The following is a 17,289-nucleotide window of genomic DNA, read 5'->3' as shown; positions in this document are numbered from 1 at the left end:
TAGAATCCTCTATCTAAATTTTATCGTAGATTTTTTAAACGCAATATCTTTATCTAAAAGCTTCAACAGGGGAGTTACGTATTCAGGATTTGGAAACTTAGGGCCGAAAATGACTTCATCGATTTGAATTGAATTTTCACGTTCTACATAAAGTTTGCCTATCCCAGAGGTTTTATCAATTTTGATTTTATCATTACTTGGGTCTAGATTAGCATAGCGTAAAATACGCAGTTCATTCTCATATTTATAATCGACAGATTTAAATAAGTAGCGAATTTCTTCGATACATTCAGAGATGGCATCTTGATAATTCTTCTCCGTGACTTTTGAACCGATATCTAATTTTTCTTTTAAACTATTCAACAATTTTTCTAATTCTTCTATTTCCGACTTCTCAAATAGTTCAGTTCGTTCTAGTTTTAAATTTTCCTCTATATGCTTAACATAGGCAATTCGGTAGAGATAATCACTATTCCCTTTTGAATCACTATCTTTTTCTACAGAATTCGGTTCAGTTCCTTCATCATTAACAGTATAGACTGAATTTTCACTTTCACTCCGAAAGATAGATTTTTCAAAACCACTATTTAATTCAGATTTCAGTAAATACATCTTATCAGAGAATTCTAAAAAGTTTTTTTCTTGACGCCAAGAAACATCATTGAAGGAAGTAAATCTTGAGAAATCATCTTCCTTAAGTACCAGACAAACACCTTTGGCATCATCACCATACTGGGACCACATGGCCAAATCATCCGTCTTGTTTGTAAAACTCATTAAGAACCATGAGCTTGGTTCCAAGATGTCCCGCCTATCTAAGCCCAATATCTGTTCTATGACGATTCCTTCTTCAGGATCATTCATATAATTAGCATTATACAAACGAGTTTTCCCAGATACCGAAAAAGTACTTTTCTTCTTTTCATTCTCCTCTTGAGCTAACATAATTTGGAGAGTGCTTCCCTTGGTATAATGGCCGAATTTAAGTACTTTATTTTTATCTTCGTCTTTTAGTCCCAATTGATACTTAATTTTTTGCACAAGTTGATAAATTGATAGCAAGTTCCTTAGTTCACTCGAGTCTTCTTTATAACGCTGTGCCCATGTTTGTAAAATAGCATATTTAGTATTCTTTAAAAGACCTTCCCTTAGGATAAAGTTGAATAGCATGTACTCTTCACTGTCACAAACATTTTCATTACTAAAAAATAAATCATCAAAATTTTGTATCATAAATTTTGAAAATTTTTCATAGAGTTTTTTAATTATTTTTGTAGCTTGAAGACGTTCACTTAACTCTGTTTGGTGTTCAAATAAGCTTGCTAAGACCGTGCTATATATAAAAGCAATTTCTTCAGTTTCTTGGAATTGTTGATGCAAGACTTGTAATTTCTCAGCAGTAGTCTCTAATTCATCCAATTCAGTCTGCTTGGTTGATAAATTGAACAAAGTCATAGCATACATTTCTGCTACATCAGGCGAGTCAGGGAATTGTTGATGCAAGACCTGTATTTTTTCAACAGTAGCCTCCCGCTCTTTCAATTCAGTCTGCTCGATTGATAAATTGAACAAAGTCATAGCATACATTTCTGCTATATCAGGCGAATCAGGGAATTGTTGATGCAAGACCTGTGATTTCTCAGCAGTAGCCTCCCGCTCTTTCAACTCAGGCTGCTTGGCTGATAAATTAACCAAAGTCATAGCATAATGCAAAGCTATATCAGGCGAGTCAGGGAATTGTTGATGCAAGACCCGTAATTTCTCAATAGTAGCCGCCAGTTCTTTTAACTCGGGCTGCTTGATTGATAAATTGAACAAAATCTTAGCATACCCCAAAGCTATATCAGGCGAATCAGGGAATTGTTGATGCAAGACCTGTAATTTCTCAACAGTAGCCGCCAGTTCTTTTAACTCAGGCTGCTTGGCTGATAAATTAACCAAAATATTAGCATACTGTAAAGCTATATCAGGCGAGTCAGGGAATTGTTGATGCAAGACCTGTAATTTCTCAACAGTAGCCGCCAGTTCTTTTAACTCGGGCTGCTTGGCTGATAAATTAACCAAAGTCATAGCATAATGCAAAGCTATATCAGGCGAGTCAGGGAATTGTTGATGCAAGACCTGTAATTTCTCAACAGTAGCCACCAGTTCTTTTAACTCGGGCTGCTTGGCTGATAAATTAACCAAAATCTTAGCATACCTCAAAGCTATAACAGGCGAATCAGGGAATTGTTGATGCAAGACCTGTAATTTCTCAACAGTAGCCGCCAGTTCTTTTAACTCGGGCTGCTTGATTGATAAATTAACCAAAGTCATAGCATACCCCAAATCTATATCAGGCGAGTCAGGGAATTGTTGATGCAAGACCTGTAATTTCTCAACAGTAGCCTCCCGCTCTTTCAACTCAGGCTGCTTGGCTGATAAATTAACCAAAATATTAGCATACCGCAAAGCTATATCAGGCGAGTCAGGGAATTGTTGATGCAAAACCTGTAATTTCTCAGCAGTAGCCTCCCGTTCTTTCAACTCAGTCTGCTGGGTTGATAAATTGAACAAAATCTTAGCATACGCTAGAGAAAGCTCTTCTGAGCCAGAGTATTTTTCATAAACAGATTCCGCTTTATCTGCTATAGATTTACAAGATGCTTCATCCGTTTGGTTTGCTGATAAACTAACGAGTTTATCTAGCTCTTCTCTACTTTGTTCTAAATCATATTCTTTTTGGTCCATCTTTAATACCTCTCCATCACTTCTTCCACTTCTGTCAAGGTCACTCCAAATAACTCTAAACGTTTGAGCAACTGCTTGCCGTTGGAATAGCCGATGCGGAGTTGCTCACCCAGATACTCTCGACGCTGACGACTGTCGCTTCCCATGAGTAACCCCAGCCGCACGAGGTCATTCTTTGTTACATCAAAATCACTGCTTAACTCAAAATGGCTGGTTACCCCAGCGAGGGCTGTCTTTAAGTCTTCAAAACTAGCGTGCTCAATACCTAGTGAGCGTCCTTTGGTCTTGGACTTGGGGGTTGCTTCGTCACGCTTGAGAAAGGCATGTTGGACAGCGGGAATTTCCGTCATAATCAGACGGCGAATCCGCTCGCCATTGAAATCAGGATCAGTAAAAACAATGACTCCATGCAAGTCCTGCAGGCGACGAATCCGCTCGATATCCGCATCGCTGAGGGCAGAACCTCTAGTTTCATAGGTTTCAAGATCAAAATAGCGCTTGAGATTGGCTGTGTCATCACGTCCTTCCACAACGACCACTTGCGGGATTTTTATCTTCTCAGTCAAGCCCAAACACCTTCTTTGCATTTTCATAGGTCGCCTGCGCTACTTCTTCGACAGGCAGCCCACGCAGTTCAGCAATTTTCTCCACCACATAGCGGGTATAGGCTGTTTTGTTTTCTCGACCACGCTTGGGAACAGGTGCCAAGTAAGGCGCATCCGTCTCGACGAGGATTTTGTCCAAAGGCAGGTTCTGCGCAGCCTCCTGAATATCCGTCGCTTTCTTAAAGGTGACGACTCCAGAAAAGGAAATCATCATCCCCAGCTCGATAAAGCGCTCAGCCATTTCCAAAGAACCTGAATAAGAGTGCATGATGCCACCCCGAGGACCAACTCCCTCACTCTTGATAATCTCATAGGTGTCTTCTAAAGCATCGCGCGTGTGGACGACAAAGGGCAGGTCTAACTCTTTCGACAGCTGGATTTGTCGGCGAAATACTCGCTCTTGCACTTCCTTGGGGGCTGTCATCCAGTGATAATCCAGACCAATCTCGCCCAGAGCCACCACTTTTGGATGAGCAAGCTTGTCCAGCAGATAGGCTTCCACCGCCTCATCATAAGTCCCAGCCTCAGTCGGATGCCAGCCAATCGTAGCGTAAATCTGCTCATAACTGTCAGCCAACTCCAAGGCGCGCTCAATGGTCGGCCGATCAAAACCGACAACATTCATATTGCTAACGCCCATTTCTGCAGCTATCTGGAGCTCCTCTGCCCCTCGCCCAGCAAATTCTTCCACATTTAAATGCGTGTGTGTATCAAAAATTTTCATGCTTTACTTCCTTGTATTTCCTGCCTTTCATTATACCAAAAAAGTCAGTTAAAGGGGCAGGAGCTTTACTTTCTCTCCATCTATTCCAGCGGGTATTTGTCAATTTTTCAGTACCTACTAAAAATATTTTTGCCGTTTTTTGATAATTTTTTATTATTTTTCGATATTTTGTTATTGATTATCGATATATTTTGTGATATAGTAAATAAAAATAGAAATTATTTGGAGGAATCCATGTCAAAGACAAGACAAAAAACAGCTGAAGATATAAGCATTGTGCTTACAAAAATCAGCCTCAGCATTTTATTTATTGCTTCCATTGTCCTGATAGCCATCGGACCTTGGGTGGTCAGCTTGGTCATCGAATTTCCCTCACCTTTCTTTCAGGGAGAAAGTCGCTATTGGATATTGTTGCTCCTAGGCTATGTCTTAGGCTGTCTAGCTCTGACCTGTATCGTGCATCTCTATCGGCTCCTTAGCCGCATCGGGAAAAATCAGGTCTTTATCAGACAGAATGTACAGTATATGCGCTATCTGGGCTGGGAAGTTGGAATGGTCGCCCTCATTTCTTTCTTTATGGGCTTGACAGTCTATATGCCCATGCTCCTCGTAGCCGTTTCTTGCTGCATTTTAACCTTGATTATTCGGGTTATCCGCAACGCTTTTGGCAAGGCAATTGAGCTGCAAGAAGAAGTAGACTACACGATTTAGGAGGGACTATGATTCAGATAAATTTAGACCTTGTCATGGCTCAAAAACGGATTAGTGCTGGACGCTTAGCAGAATTGATTGACCTCACCCCTGCCAACTTGTCCATCTTGAAAAATAACCGAGCCAAGGCAATACGCTTTTCAACACTTAATGCCCTTTGTCGGGAATTGGACTGCCAACCCGGCGATATTCTTGAATATATCACAGATGAAACCGAGGAGGAATAAACATGGAAACACCATCACAAGAACAGATGACGGGGCAACCCTACCTGCCTTTTGAAAAAGACCAAGAACGAAAAAGCATCTTCACAGCTTTAAACATAAAGGAACTGAAGAATTTTAGAATCAGCTCTCTCATTCTCTATTTTTTAGCCTACTTTTATACAGTTGCTATTGACGGAAACAAAAGCATTTACTTTTTTCCTATTGCGATTGGTCTGATTAGCTTGACCGAGTGGTTAGTAAGAAAAACGCCGAAAAGCTTGCCTCAAATCGAAAAAGATGCCTCTACTGGACTCGAGTCCAAGCTTTTCCTGATTCTCAGTCTGACTCAGGCACTGGCACTCAGTATCTGGGGCTTTCACCCACAATTAGAAATTTTTCAAACTTTGGCTCTCCACATCTCCTTTTCTTTTTATATCCTATCGCGGACGGGTTGGCTCAATCAAGGTCGCTTGGGGATCATGGTTTGGTACGATAGCATTCAGGCCTTTGTGATTCTACCTTTTAGAAACTTTTTCGCTGGTCTTCAGGTCTTTGCTCTGAGTGATAAGGCTTCAGATACAACTACTGAAGACAGCGATTCTTCTAGAAAAGCACTCCAAAGTACGATGATAGCAAGTAGCCTTCTTATTGCTGGTATGCTTGTCTTCTTCGTTTGGTCACAACTCAGTCAAGTCTCTGATCGATTTGCTCTTTTCTTTAGTGATACAGCTGATGCCTTGCATCTTTTCTTTGACTTGATCTTTTCAAATCTTGATACAGATGCCATCGCTCTTCGCCTCTTCTTGGCCCTACCTATTGGCCTCTATCTCTACAGTCTGATTGTTGGCAGCTTACTGAATCAAAAAGATATCAAAGTTACCTATCAAAGCTTCCAAAATAAAATTCAGCCACTGCGAATGTTCCCTGCTTTTACAGCCTATATCATCATCGGCAGCCTCTGCTTGACCTACGCTCTCTTTTTCCTCGTTGGTTTAGGAGAATTAAGCGAACTCCTTAATGCTGGTACTAGCCTCCAAACCATTTCTCCACAAAACGCTTCAACCGTAGCTGTTGCTGGCTTCTGGCAGCTTGTTCGTGTATCACTTCTAAATTTCGCTGTCCTAGCCGCCTTTTATTTGCTGGCCCAAAAGCCTCTCTGGGACCAAAAAGGCACTCGTTTAGCCAGCACTATCCTCTTTATTTTCGCCTTTTTACTGGCCTTGCTTGCTGGCTGGAAACTCTTCGGCATCTATATCTATCTTTATGGTCCAACACCATTGCGCCTGATCTCCGCTTGGTTTATCCTCGTTCTACTGGTCTGGTGTATTCTGACCCTGATTCGCTTCTACAAGCCCATCCAAGCGATCCGAATCGGTATCTTCTACGCCCTTATTAGTTTCACGCTGCTCTGCTATCTCTATCCTCTGCTCTTAGCCGCTTGATAGAGAGCATACTTACATGCCAATATAATTTTCAAAAAGAGGCTGGGACAAAAGTCCTAGCCTCTCAATTGTCTTTGGAATGTCGAGCAAGACGCAGTGGTTGAGTGGGCCCTACTACGCTGATTTCATCAGCTTTTACAGCCCTACTCAACTGTGCGGAGGTGGGACGACGAAATCGAATTCTAACGAATTACCGATTTCTGTCCCACTCTCTTTTCTTTTATTCAAACTAGATAAGATACACCTAGAAACCACCTAGACTAGCCCGTTTACCTTCCATTTCATGTAAAGTTCCTATTCTGCACGGACTCTACTAGCCACCCTTAAACCATAAAAGCCTATTTTATCAAGAACAATAGAAAAACCAGCGGTCTCGAGTCTCCACTGGTTTCTTTATGGTAATCGTTTGGATTATGCAGCCAAAACTTTGCGTCCTTTACGACGACGAGCTGCCAATACGCGACGACCGTTTTTAGTTGACATACGGTTACGGAATCCGTGTTTGCGCGCACGACGAAGTTTACTTGGTTGATAAGTACGTTTCATGATGAATACCTCCTCATAGATTTTGTATTCGTTTAGCCGGCTATAAAGTGATCAGTTACTAAACATACTTTACTATTCTATCGGATTCTCTCTTGTTTGTCAATAGTATTGGACGAATTGTTTCATTTTGGAAACGAAATCATTCAAATCGTGTCGCTTCATAGAAGGGAATCAAGGCAGTCATAGCCTGCTCAAGCTCCGATAAAACTTGCTGCTTGCTTCTAGCCTCGGAAAGATTGACATCATATTTGATCAAAACCTTGCGGACTAGCCCAGCAGCCACCTGCTAGCTTAGATGCTGCCTATTTTCCTCAGTAGCCTCGAAGCGTTGACTCACACCATCTATCTGGGGAAAATAGTAAGCCGGCGGTTGAATGGGCAGATTCAGTACCCGATTTTGCTTGCTGAGACTGTGCTCGTCTTTCTTACGCTCCATAAAGCTTACCTCCAGCGACACTCCAAAATCTTCTGCAGTTCCATACAAGCGTAGAGCGAACATGGGCTCTGTGATTTCCCCATAGCCTCTTAGATAATTCCAAAAATGTGGGCGTAAAATCTGAGCCTGATTCAGCCAATTGCTGGTCCGCTCCAGACTCAGCTTAGGATAGATTGCCTGAAAGTCTCGGACCAAGTTCGCAAACTCTTGCCGAGCAGCCTGACCTCTAGCTTTCAAATCCAACATTGTCTCTCGCAGTTCCCCTGCCTTATCTGGTGAAATGTATTTACTTCCTTGAACAGTCAAAAATGACTCAATAGCTGGAAAAAGTGACATAGAATTTTCTCCTTTCTGTATCTAAAAACCAGCTGAGCAGCTGGTTAAGATTTATTCCGAATCAATATCTACAACAACGTAGCGGTTAGGCTCATCGCCTTCTGAATAGCTTGTCACACCATCAATTCTTGAGATAATCCGGTGGATGATTTTACGCTCACTATTAGACATAGGATCCGTATGCTGGCTGCGACGGTCTTCCAGAGCACGCTGAGCCAATTTTTGCGCATAGCTTTGCAAAACTTCTGCCCGATGCTCCACATAGTCATTTACATTGATAGAAATGTAGAAACTCTTAGAATATTGATTGTAAAGATAATTCTGAGCCAACAGCTGCAAGGCTTTCAAGACTTTACCGTGGTAACCAATCACGCGCCCTGGCTCATTCGTATCGATTTGCATATTGATTGTCCGGCGATTGTGGCTACTAGAAAGAGTCGCTTCAACATCCATTTCATCCACAATCTTTTGCACATATGTGGTCACACTTGCGACAACTTCTTCAATATCACAATCATCCTCAACCTGGATACCCAAGTCAAAGAAGGACGACTCAGCTGGCTCTTGCTGACTAGGTGCCACTTCTGCTAAAGAGCTATCTTCCTCTGAGTCTTTCTGAGTCTGTGCTTCATCAACCGCTTGACTGGTCTTTAAGAAATCAATTGCACCTGTTTCTTCCAGAATGGTACTGGCGTCTTTATCGTTTTTAAGAATTTCAGCCTTGATTTTTTCTGAAACAGCTTCACCTTCGCCTTCGGCCTTTTTGATAGCTGTCACCACTCGCCCTAAGTCGACTGTTGCTTCACTAACACTCTGTACCGGCTCGTTTTGTGCATTGATTTCCTCAGGAACTCCTTTTACCGCCTGTTGGTTGGCCTTGGCCACAGTCGTTTCAGCAATCGGCTCCACATCTACCTGCGCAGGTTTCTTGCCAAATAAACCGAGAAAACCTTTCTTTTCACGCGAAACAACAGTAATATGTGCTCTCATTCGTGGGATATCCAGCGTTTTTAGTCCATTTTGAATCGCTTCTTCAACACTTGCTCCTGTAAAAATAACCATCTGCAAGAGTCCTCCTTTTTACTTTTTCTTTTTCTGTGCTTTTTGAAGGGCACGTTTTTTCTTCATTTCCAATTGGCGCTCCGCCTTTGCCTTCGCTTCACGTTCAGCAATGATCTTAAAAGGATTGCTCAAAAGCAAGGTCTGACCAACTTGATAGGCGTTGGAGACTGTCCAGTAAAGAGCAACCCCGCTGGCTGCATACACCGCAAAGAAGAAAATCAATACTGGCATCAGGTAGGTCATCACTGCTGTTCCACCATTTTTTTCTGGCAAGGCTTTATTGGATAGCCAAGTGCTAAAGAAAGTAAAGAGAGCAGCGAGAATAGGTAGGATAAAGGTCGGATCCGTCGCACCTAGATTGAGCCAGAGGAAGTGACCTGTTTTTAGAAATTCAACTCGTGTCAGAGCTTGGAAAAGTGCCACAAGCACCGGCATTTGGATAAAGAGCGGAAGGAATGCAGCATAGGGATTGACTCCCATTTCTTTATAAAGCTTGCTGGTTTCCTCTGCCAAAGCTGCTCTGCTATCCATATCTTTGCCCGGATATTTTTCCTGAAGCTTCTTGATATGAGGCTGAACTTCCTGCATCTTTCTAGATGAGGTCGTCTGAAATTGAAAGACTGGCAACAAGACTGTCCGAATAATCAACGTGAAGAGAATGATCCCGATCCCTGTACTTCCATTAAAGGACAAGAATTGAATCATCTCCGCAAAGAAATAAACTAATTTCTCCCAAAAATCACTTGAATTAGCGGTCACTTCGCTGGTGCCACAAGCTGTCAGAATGAGCAGCGAAGCCACTAAAAGAAATCCTATCTTACTCTTCTTTTTCACAAACAAATCCTTCCTGATAAATTTTTGCAACTTTTAAGACATGCAATAAATTTTGTTCCACTTGATGGTAGTCTAGAGTTTCAACTCCCTTGCGAGCAATAACAACAAAGTCATCCTTGGTCAAATCTGCCCGATGCTGAATCAAGACATGACGAATCTTTCTTTTGATACTATTGCGGACAACTGCATTGCCCAGCTTTTTACTGACTGAAATCCCCACTCGAAAATGGCGCTGTTCTTTTTCTAATTTATAAACGACAAACTTTCGATTGGCAAAATTCTGCCCAGCTTTAAAAATCGCCTTGAAATCTTTTTCGCTCTTGACGCGATAGTTTTTTCTCAAAACTCAACTCCATCCACCAAAATTAACTCTATTATACCATATTTTCCCAAAAAGCCAATAAGGGCTAGGTGCGAGACGAACCCTCTTTTTGAATAGTTTTACCGAATGAAAGAAGCTGTTCGGAAAGAAGAGATCGGCAGTACAGCTCCAAAAAAGAGTCTGGGACAAAAGTCCTAGCCTCTCAATTGTATTTGGATTGTCGAGCAAGACGCAGTGGTTGAGTGGACTCTATTACGCTGATTACATCAGCTTTTATAGCCCTACTCAACTGTGCGGAGGTGGGACGACGAAATCGAATTCTAACGAATTACCGATTTCTGTCCCACTCTCATTTTACACGGTAAAAAACGTCTGGGTGCTCTGAGATACCTTGGGCAATAATGAAGCGATCTCGACTGCTATCAGTCGGATCCTGCCCGCTAACAGTCTCTCCAGCTGGCAACTTTTTCCCTGCTGGAATAATAGACAGGGCAGCACCTGTAAGATTATGCCAACGAATATTTGTGCGATAAATTCCATTTTCATCCAGACCAGCGTAAACCAGCTCCAACTTGGCAACATCTGACACCAGTCCCTTGGCATCAAATGTATAAGTGACACCATTGGCATCTTTCCAAGTACCAGCCATGCTAGAAAAATCCCCAGAAGCAATGGCCTGCATGTCTAAATTAGAGGTTGCGGCAGGCTCTTTTTCCCCCTTGCTTTCTGACTTAGCAGAAGACTCCTTAGTTGCTGGCTCCGAAGGCTCTTGACTGTTTTCCTGACTGCCAGAAATAGAAGTGTCCGAACTACTTGTTTCGGTAGACAGCTCTGTCGAACTTTTGCTCGTCTCAGACTTTTTGGAAGAAGCTGAGCTGGTCGAGGTCAAGCTAACTTTGGAACTGCTAGAAGGCGAAGTCGGTTTTTCTTTCTTTTGACCGCAGGCCACTAACACAGACGATGCCACCAGAGTTCCAGCCAAGAGAATCATCCATTTTTTCATCTTTAGCACCTCGCAATATTTTCCTGTTCTTGTAACATTATTGTAACATAAATACAGCTTTTTAGAAAGCAAAAACCAGCTCGAAAGCTGGCTTATCTTATTGAATTTTTTTCAACATATTGTCGATATGCTGGATGGATTTTTCACGGCCTAATAGATAGATGGTATCTGGCAATTCTGGACCGTGCATTTCACCAGAAACAGCGATACGAATTGGCATGAAGAGGTTCTTGCCCTTGATACCTGTCTCTTTTTGGACTGCTTTGATTTGTGGGAAGATGTTTTCTGTCACAAATTCTTCATCTGTCATTGCTTCCAGTTTTGCTTTGAAAGCTTCCAAAACGACTGGAACTGTTTCGCCGGCCATCACTTCTTTCTCTGCTTCCGTCAATTCTGGGAAATCTGAGAAGAAAAGGTCTGTCAATGGAACGATTTCATCCGCTGACTTCATTTGTGGCTTGTAGAGTTCAACCATTTTTTCAGCCTTGTCGGTCAAGCGTCCTGCTTCTTCCAAGAATGGTTTGGCCATAGCAAAAATTGTCTCAAAATCCGCATTCTTGATATACTCATTGCTCATCCAGTCCATCTTTTTCTGGTCAAAGGCAGCTGGAGACTTGCTGAGGCGGTTTTCATCGAAGAGTTTGATGAGTTCTTCACGAGAGAAGATTTCGTCTTCCCCACCAGGATTCCAACCAAGAAGTGCGATAAAGTTAAAGACTGCTTCTGGTAGGTAGCCCTTTTTGCGGTAGTCTTCGATAAACTGGAGAGTGTTGGTATCGCGTTTTGACAACTTTTTACCAGTCTCAGAGTTGATAATCAGGGTCATGTGACCAAACTCTGGTGCTTCCCAACCAAGCGCTTCATAAACCATAAGCTGTTTTGGTGTATTGGCAATATGGTCGTCACCACGGATAACATGGGAAATTTGCATGTCGTGGTCATCGATGACAACGGCAAAGTTGTAAGTTGGGTAGCCGTCTTTCTTTTGGATAACCCAATCGCCACCGATATTGCCACCTTCAAACTCGATATCGCCCTTGACCATATCAGTCCACTTGTAGATGCCCGCTTCATTGACCGCCAGACGAACCGTTGGAATGATGCCCGCTGCTTCGCGTTCTGCGATGTATTTTTCTTTTTCTTCTTCGCTCATGCCAAGGTATTCATTGATGTAGCGAGGTGTTTCGCCAGCTGCTTCTTGGCGCTCGCGCTCAGCAGCCAACTCTTCTTCTGTAACGTAAGATTTGTAGGCCTTGCCTTCAGCTAGCAATTGGTCGATGTATTTCTGATACAATTCCAAACGCTCTGATTGGCGGTAGTTTTCATGAGTTTCTGGACTTTCATCCCAGTCCATGCCCAACCAACGAAGGTTTTCAAGCTGTGAACGCTCCCCATCTTCGACATGGCGCTTGCGGTCAGTATCTTCGATACGGATGATAAATGTTCCGCCATGATGACGAGCATAAAGGTAGTTAAAGAGCGCCGTACGCGCATTTCCAATGTGTAAAAGCCCAGTTGGACTTGGTGCATAACGCACTCGAATATCTTTTGTCAATTTTCGATCTCCTATTTGGGAATAGCAGGGATATCTCGCTCCTGCTTTCGTATTCAAACGTTATTATTATATCACATTCTCGACCCAGAATCTGCTGAATCGTATGATTTTTTAAGACAGTCTTTCTTCGAGGGCAAAATCAATCGGCAGCCAAGCTAAAACCTTCTCCAATTGCTTTTCCCAGTAGTACCATTCGTGCTTACCAGGACTGTGACTGTAAGTAATATCCAAGCCCAAGTCTTGCAGATTTTTTACAGCCACCTGATTGGCCTCGTAGAGAAAATCCTCTTCACCGCACCATGCCCAAAGCTTAGTCTTTTTATCAGATTGCTTGGCTATGCTCTCCAGCGAATGGGGGCTGCTGGTCCAGTCTTTATAGTCTCCAAAAACTCCTCGCCAATAGGCTGGTGTTGCTATTTCAACATCGTCTGGATGACTATCAAGAAAGCTCAAAGCCCCTGAAAGACTAGCCGCGTATGAAAAACGGTTAGACTTGAGAGCCAGCTTAAAGGCTCCGTATCCGCCCATGGAAAGACCAGCGATAAAATTCTTCTCCCGCTTGTCAGACATATTGGGGAAAAAGCGCTTGAGTACCCGTGGCAGCTCTTCAGCGATAGCCTCGTAATAGTTAAATCCGTATTGAGTATCGGTGTACCAGCCATTGCTGGTATTCGGCATGACAACAATCAAGTTAGTCGAGCGAACCAGACGTTCGATATTTGAGCGCTTGAGCCAGCTATTGTGATTACCGTTCATACCATGAAGCAGATACAAAACAGGAATATCCTTATCATCTGGCTTGTCCACGCGCGACGCATCTGGATAGAGGACATTGACTCCCCACTCCATCTCCAAGGCTTCTGAATAATACTCTATCTGCATCACTGCCATCTTTTTTCTCCTCTTGTAAAAACTACTGTTCTTGACCATGCAGCACAGCCAGCCACACTCCGAAAGCAAAGCCTGTTCTGCTACCGCTAAAAGATAAGAAAAAGCCGATATTCGACTTTCTCTCTGCAAAATACTAGGAAAGCTGTTCCCACGAATAATCTAGCGAACCTCCATGACAACCGGAAGAATAGCCGGCCGGCGTTTGGTTTGCTCAAAGAGGAACTTGGCCAAACTATCACGAACCGCTCCCTTGAGCTCACCCCAGTCAAAGTTATCCTGAGCCAGATAGTCTTCCACTGTCTTATTGATCAGGTCAGTGCTCTCCCGCAGGATGTCACGACTCTTCTTGACATAGACAAATCCACGAGTATGAACCTTGGCTTTGGAAATGATTTTCTTCTCCTTACGATTGACCGTGAGCGCCACGATAAAGATACCGTCTTCAGACAGAACCTTACGGTCACGTAGGACGATATTGCCCACATCGCCGATGGCATTTCCATCAATCATGACATCGCCTGCTGACACTGCTCCAGCTGGCACAAAGTCGCCATTTTCGTAGGACATGACGCTACCACGCTTCGGTATCAAGATATTTTCTGGTAAAATCCCGACTTCCATGGCTGCCTTAGCATGGGCATCCAGTCCGCGGTATTCTCCCTGAATCGGGAAGAGGTACTTGGGTTGCAATAAATTGAGCATGAGCTGCAAGTCACGCGCATTGGCATGGCCAGATACACGCAAGTTTTGAGTAATCAGCTTAACCACGCCACCAGCTTGGTAAATCATGTTTTCCACACGCGCTACAACTGCTTCCTTGGCAATAGATGGCGTTGTAACGATATAAACCAAATCTCCGTCCTTGATTTCTACATAACGGTGACGACCGATGGACATCTTGCGCAGACCGTTAATGGGCTCGCCCATCCGACCCGTCTCCAGGATAATCAGCTCATGGTCTTCAAACTTAGACATTTCCTTAGGCTTGATCAACAGGCGCTCATCCGCCAAGGATAATTTCTTGAGGCGGATAGCCGTACGGACGATATTTTCAATATCAAAGCCTGTCAAAACAACACGACGACCTGTTTCTGCCGCAGCTTCAAAGACCTGCTGGATCCGAGACAGGTTGCTGGCAACCGCTGCCACGATGACACGCCCATCCCAATCAGAAATCGTGTCCGTAATCTCACGGCCAACCTCGCTCTCACTAGCCACTTGCACAGTGCTGTCAGCGTTGGCTGAATCACTCAGCAAAGCTAAAACGCCCTCACGGCCGATCTCAGCCAAACGGCCGAAATCTGTCGCATAAGATTCGCTGGCAGATTGGTCAAACTTGAAATCTCCCGTATAAACAATATTGCCTTCACGCGTCTTGACAACGATTCCCAGACTCTCTGGAATCGAGTGAGTCGTCCGGAAGAAAGAGACAACCGTTTCGCCAAATTCAATCTCGGTATTTTCATCGATAACATGAAAATCATTGAATTTCTTCACAGCGTCATTGTTTTTGACAAAGAGCTTGGCTAGCTCAATCGTCAACTCCGAACCAAAAACCGGTACCTGGGCTTCTGTCAAAAGATAAGGCAGTGCACCGATGGCATCCGCATGACCGTGGGTCAGAAAGACACCTGCAATTCGGTCTTTGTTTTCAAACAAATAATCCATGTTGGGAATGACGACATCTACTCCCAGCTGCTCATTTTCTGGGTATTTGAGCCCAGCATCCAATACAAAAATGGAATCATCCACTTCGGCGACGTAGAGATTTTTCCCATTCTCACGAACGCCACCCAAAGTAATCAGCTTAATCGTGCTTTTACTCATTTTTACTCCTATCGATTTAGAATCTCATTTATCAAAGATTCCTTGATTTTAATACTAACGGTCCTTGGCAAGCCAAGTCGAATTACAGTTTTGCAAACAAAGTTTGCACATCTTAGTCATTATAGCATTTTTTCACGCTTTTTTCAAAACAAAGGAAACCTATAGAATGAACGGCAAATCAAGAATAGTAGTTTGATACAGCAAGTCTCTGGTCACTTCTTTCTTCCTGATGTAACATGCGAAGAAAGGCATCCTCCCAGTTTCATTTTAGAAAACAGCTTTTAGGAGCTAGATCTACTCACAAGATAAAAAATAATAGAACCTAGTCTGAGACTAAATTCTATTATCCGAGCGGGATACCCTAAGCTGATCTTCTGAAATCGATCAGAAGCTTAGTTGGGAAGCCGCCCTATCTTCTATAGGCTGAATGGATAAAGAGACTTATTCAAAGCCATTGTTCTGGCTTAATTCTTTGAACCAGTGCCCTGATTTTTTGATAGTCCGTTCTTGGGTTTCTAGATTGAGCTCAATCAAGCCATAACGGTTCTTATAGCTATTGAGCCAAGACCAACAGTCGATAAAGGTCCACATGAGGTAGCCTGTACAGCTGGCCCCGTCCTGGATGGCACGATGGAGCTGGCGCAGATGGCCTTTAACAAAGTCTATCCGGTAATCGTCTTGGATCATGCCATTTTCACGGAATTTCTCCTCACCCTCGACGCCCATGCCATTTTCCGTCAACATCCACTCAATATTGCCATAGTTTTCCTTGATGTTTTGTGCAATATCGTAGATTCCTTGTTCATAAATTTCCCAGCCACGGTGAGGATTAATCTTGCGGCCAAGCATAACATAAGGCTCATAGAAATGATCTGGCAGAAGCGGTGACTCTGGATGCTTCAAATACTTAGGCGCTGCAACCCGCAGAGGCTGATAGTAATTGACACCCAAAAAGTCGACCGTATTTTCCCGAATCACTTGCAACTGCTCCTCAGTCGTAGCTGGTAAAAGATCGTGCTCACGCAAAAGATCGACCAGCTCTGCTGGATAATGCCCCAAAACAGATGGATCCAAGAAAGACTTGGCCTGGAAAAGCTCGGCAATGCGAGCTGCCTTCAAGTCCGCCGGATGCTGGCTGCGCGGATATGCAGGTGTCAGATTTAGGATAATGCCGATTTTGTAGTCTGCTCCAACCTCATGGCAGGCTTTCACTGCTAAAGAACTAGCTAGCTGGGTATGATAAGCCACCTTGACCGCAGCCTTAGCGTCCACTTTATTAGGATAATGTCCATCGTAGAAATAGCCAAACTCAACTGGTACGATAGGCTCGTTAAAAGTCACCCACTGATCCACCAAGTCACCGTAGCTTTCAAAGCAGAAACGGGCATAGTCTACATAAGCATCGACTGTATCTAAGCTCTCCCAGCCTTCTTGCGCTTCCTGCAAGGCAAAGGGCAGGTCAAAATGATACAGATTGACAATCAAGCGAATGCCCTTGGACTTGATTCTTTCAAAGACCTTGCGGTAGAAGTCAACACCGACTTGATTGACCGGACCACGACCATCTGGAAAAATCCGTGACCATTGGATAGAGGTCCGAAAGGCCGTGTGGCCTGTTTCGACTAAAAGGTCGATATCTTGCTCCCAATTTTCATAAAAAGTAGATGCCTTGTCAGGACCAATTTCGTTATAGAAACGATGGGGTTCTTGACTAAACCAATAGTCCCAAAGGTTGTCTCCCTTTCCATCTCCTGAAATCCGACCTTCTGTTTGCGGACCCGATGTAGAAGATCCCCAGACGAAACCTTTTGGAAATTGAATCATATTTTATTTACCTCTCGATTTATCTTTACATTTCATTATATAAAGACCTTCTTCAAAAAGAAAGCAACAGTCTATTCAAATTTCTCCACTGATTAAAGACATTTTTGATTTGGAAGACTAAAGGTTCATTCAAAAAGAGAGTGGGACAGAAATCGGTAATTCGTTAGAATTCGATTTCGTCGTCCCACCTCCGCACAGTTGAGTAGGGCTGTAAAAGCTGATGAAATCAGCGTAG

At 43.3% G+C, this 17,289-nt stretch carries 15 protein-coding genes and 1 pseudogene; 3 read left to right on the top strand and 13 right to left on the bottom strand.

Annotation, left to right across the window (positions count from 1 at the left end):
- Positions 1–9: 9 nt before the first annotated feature.
- From HBA50_RS01450 to HBA50_RS01440, 3 genes are read right to left on the bottom strand one after another with little or no spacing between them, the layout of a single operon-like run.
- The gene (locus tag HBA50_RS01450; RefSeq protein WP_166492627.1) at positions 10–2,730 is read right to left on the bottom strand and encodes a tetratricopeptide repeat protein; all 2,721 of its coding nucleotides are present in this window, start codon (positions 2,728–2,730) and stop codon (positions 10–12) included.
- 2 nt (positions 2,731–2,732) lie between these two features.
- Entirely contained in the window at positions 2,733–3,323 is a 591-nt protein-coding gene (gene rnmV / locus HBA50_RS01445) for a ribonuclease M5 (protein ID WP_045500493.1), read from the bottom strand.
- Positions 3,289–4,059 carry a TatD family hydrolase gene (locus HBA50_RS01440; RefSeq protein ID WP_045500490.1) on the bottom strand — a complete coding sequence of 257 codons (771 nt, stop codon included), beginning with the start codon at positions 4,057–4,059 and terminating at the stop codon, positions 3,289–3,291. Before HBA50_RS01440 ends, rnmV begins: the two co-directional genes overlap by 35 nt.
- 234 nt (positions 4,060–4,293) lie before the next feature.
- On the opposite strand from HBA50_RS01440, the gene HBA50_RS01435 reads away from it, so the two are divergent.
- From HBA50_RS01435 to HBA50_RS01425, 3 genes are read left to right on the top strand one after another with little or no spacing between them, the layout of a single operon-like run.
- Entirely contained in the window at positions 4,294–4,770 is a 477-nt protein-coding gene (locus HBA50_RS01435; protein ID WP_041826919.1) for a DUF2975 domain-containing protein, read from the top strand.
- 8 nt (positions 4,771–4,778) lie between these two features.
- Entirely contained in the window at positions 4,779–4,997 is a 219-nt protein-coding gene (locus HBA50_RS01430) for a helix-turn-helix domain-containing protein (protein ID WP_005591644.1), read from the top strand.
- Positions 4,998–4,999: 2 nt separating this feature from the next.
- Positions 5,000–6,418 carry a DUF4153 domain-containing protein gene (locus HBA50_RS01425; protein ID WP_045500487.1) on the top strand — a complete coding sequence of 473 codons (1,419 nt, stop codon included), beginning with the start codon at positions 5,000–5,002 and terminating at the stop codon, positions 6,416–6,418.
- 411 nt (positions 6,419–6,829) lie between these two features.
- Here the strand turns inward: HBA50_RS01425 and rpmH are convergent, their stop codons facing one another.
- From rpmH to HBA50_RS01365, 10 genes and pseudogenes are all read right to left on the bottom strand, one after another.
- Positions 6,830–6,964: a 50S ribosomal protein L34 gene (gene rpmH, locus HBA50_RS01415; RefSeq protein WP_000831905.1), complete on the bottom strand. Its 135-nt coding sequence runs from the start codon at positions 6,962–6,964 to the stop codon at positions 6,830–6,832.
- Positions 6,965–7,103: 139 nt separating this feature from the next.
- A pseudogene (locus tag HBA50_RS01410) lies at positions 7,104–7,736 on the bottom strand (HI_0552 family protein).
- Positions 7,737–7,787: 51 nt separating this feature from the next.
- On the bottom strand, positions 7,788–8,798 hold the full coding sequence (gene jag, locus HBA50_RS01405) for an RNA-binding cell elongation regulator Jag/EloR (RefSeq protein ID WP_045500485.1): 1,011 nt from the start codon (positions 8,796–8,798) through the stop codon (positions 7,788–7,790).
- 18 nt (positions 8,799–8,816) lie between these two features.
- Complete coding sequence (locus tag HBA50_RS01400; RefSeq protein ID WP_045500483.1) at positions 8,817–9,632, bottom strand: YidC/Oxa1 family membrane protein insertase; 816 nt, start codon at positions 9,630–9,632, stop codon at positions 8,817–8,819.
- Complete coding sequence (gene rnpA / locus HBA50_RS01395) at positions 9,616–9,975, bottom strand: ribonuclease P protein component (RefSeq protein ID WP_045500481.1); 360 nt, start codon at positions 9,973–9,975, stop codon at positions 9,616–9,618. Before rnpA ends, HBA50_RS01400 begins: the two co-directional genes overlap by 17 nt.
- Before the next feature lie 328 nt (positions 9,976–10,303).
- Positions 10,304–10,957, bottom strand: a complete 654-nt coding sequence (locus HBA50_RS01385) for a DUF6287 domain-containing protein (protein WP_045500478.1) — start codon at positions 10,955–10,957, stop codon at positions 10,304–10,306.
- 97 nt (positions 10,958–11,054) lie between these two features.
- Entirely contained in the window at positions 11,055–12,512 is a 1,458-nt protein-coding gene (gene gltX / locus HBA50_RS01380) for a glutamate--tRNA ligase (protein WP_045500475.1), read from the bottom strand.
- Between the two features lie 111 nt (positions 12,513–12,623).
- The gene (locus tag HBA50_RS01375) at positions 12,624–13,403 is read right to left on the bottom strand and encodes an alpha/beta hydrolase (protein WP_045500473.1); all 780 of its coding nucleotides are present in this window, start codon (positions 13,401–13,403) and stop codon (positions 12,624–12,626) included.
- 159 nt (positions 13,404–13,562) lie between these two features.
- A complete protein-coding gene (locus HBA50_RS01370; RefSeq protein ID WP_045500470.1) occupies positions 13,563–15,230 on the bottom strand; it encodes a ribonuclease J in 1,668 nt (555 codons plus the stop codon).
- Between the two features lie 441 nt (positions 15,231–15,671).
- Positions 15,672–17,054: a glycoside hydrolase family 1 protein gene (locus HBA50_RS01365; protein WP_045500468.1), complete on the bottom strand. Its 1,383-nt coding sequence runs from the start codon at positions 17,052–17,054 to the stop codon at positions 15,672–15,674.
- Between the last annotated feature and the right edge of the window lie 235 nt (positions 17,055–17,289).

It is taken from the genome of Streptococcus cristatus ATCC 51100 (assembly GCF_011612585.1).
In the GTDB taxonomy this organism is placed as follows: domain Bacteria; phylum Bacillota; class Bacilli; order Lactobacillales; family Streptococcaceae; genus Streptococcus; species Streptococcus cristatus_H.
The sequence above is the reverse complement of the archived record's forward strand: the minus strand, read 5'-3'. Positions and strand labels throughout refer to the sequence as shown.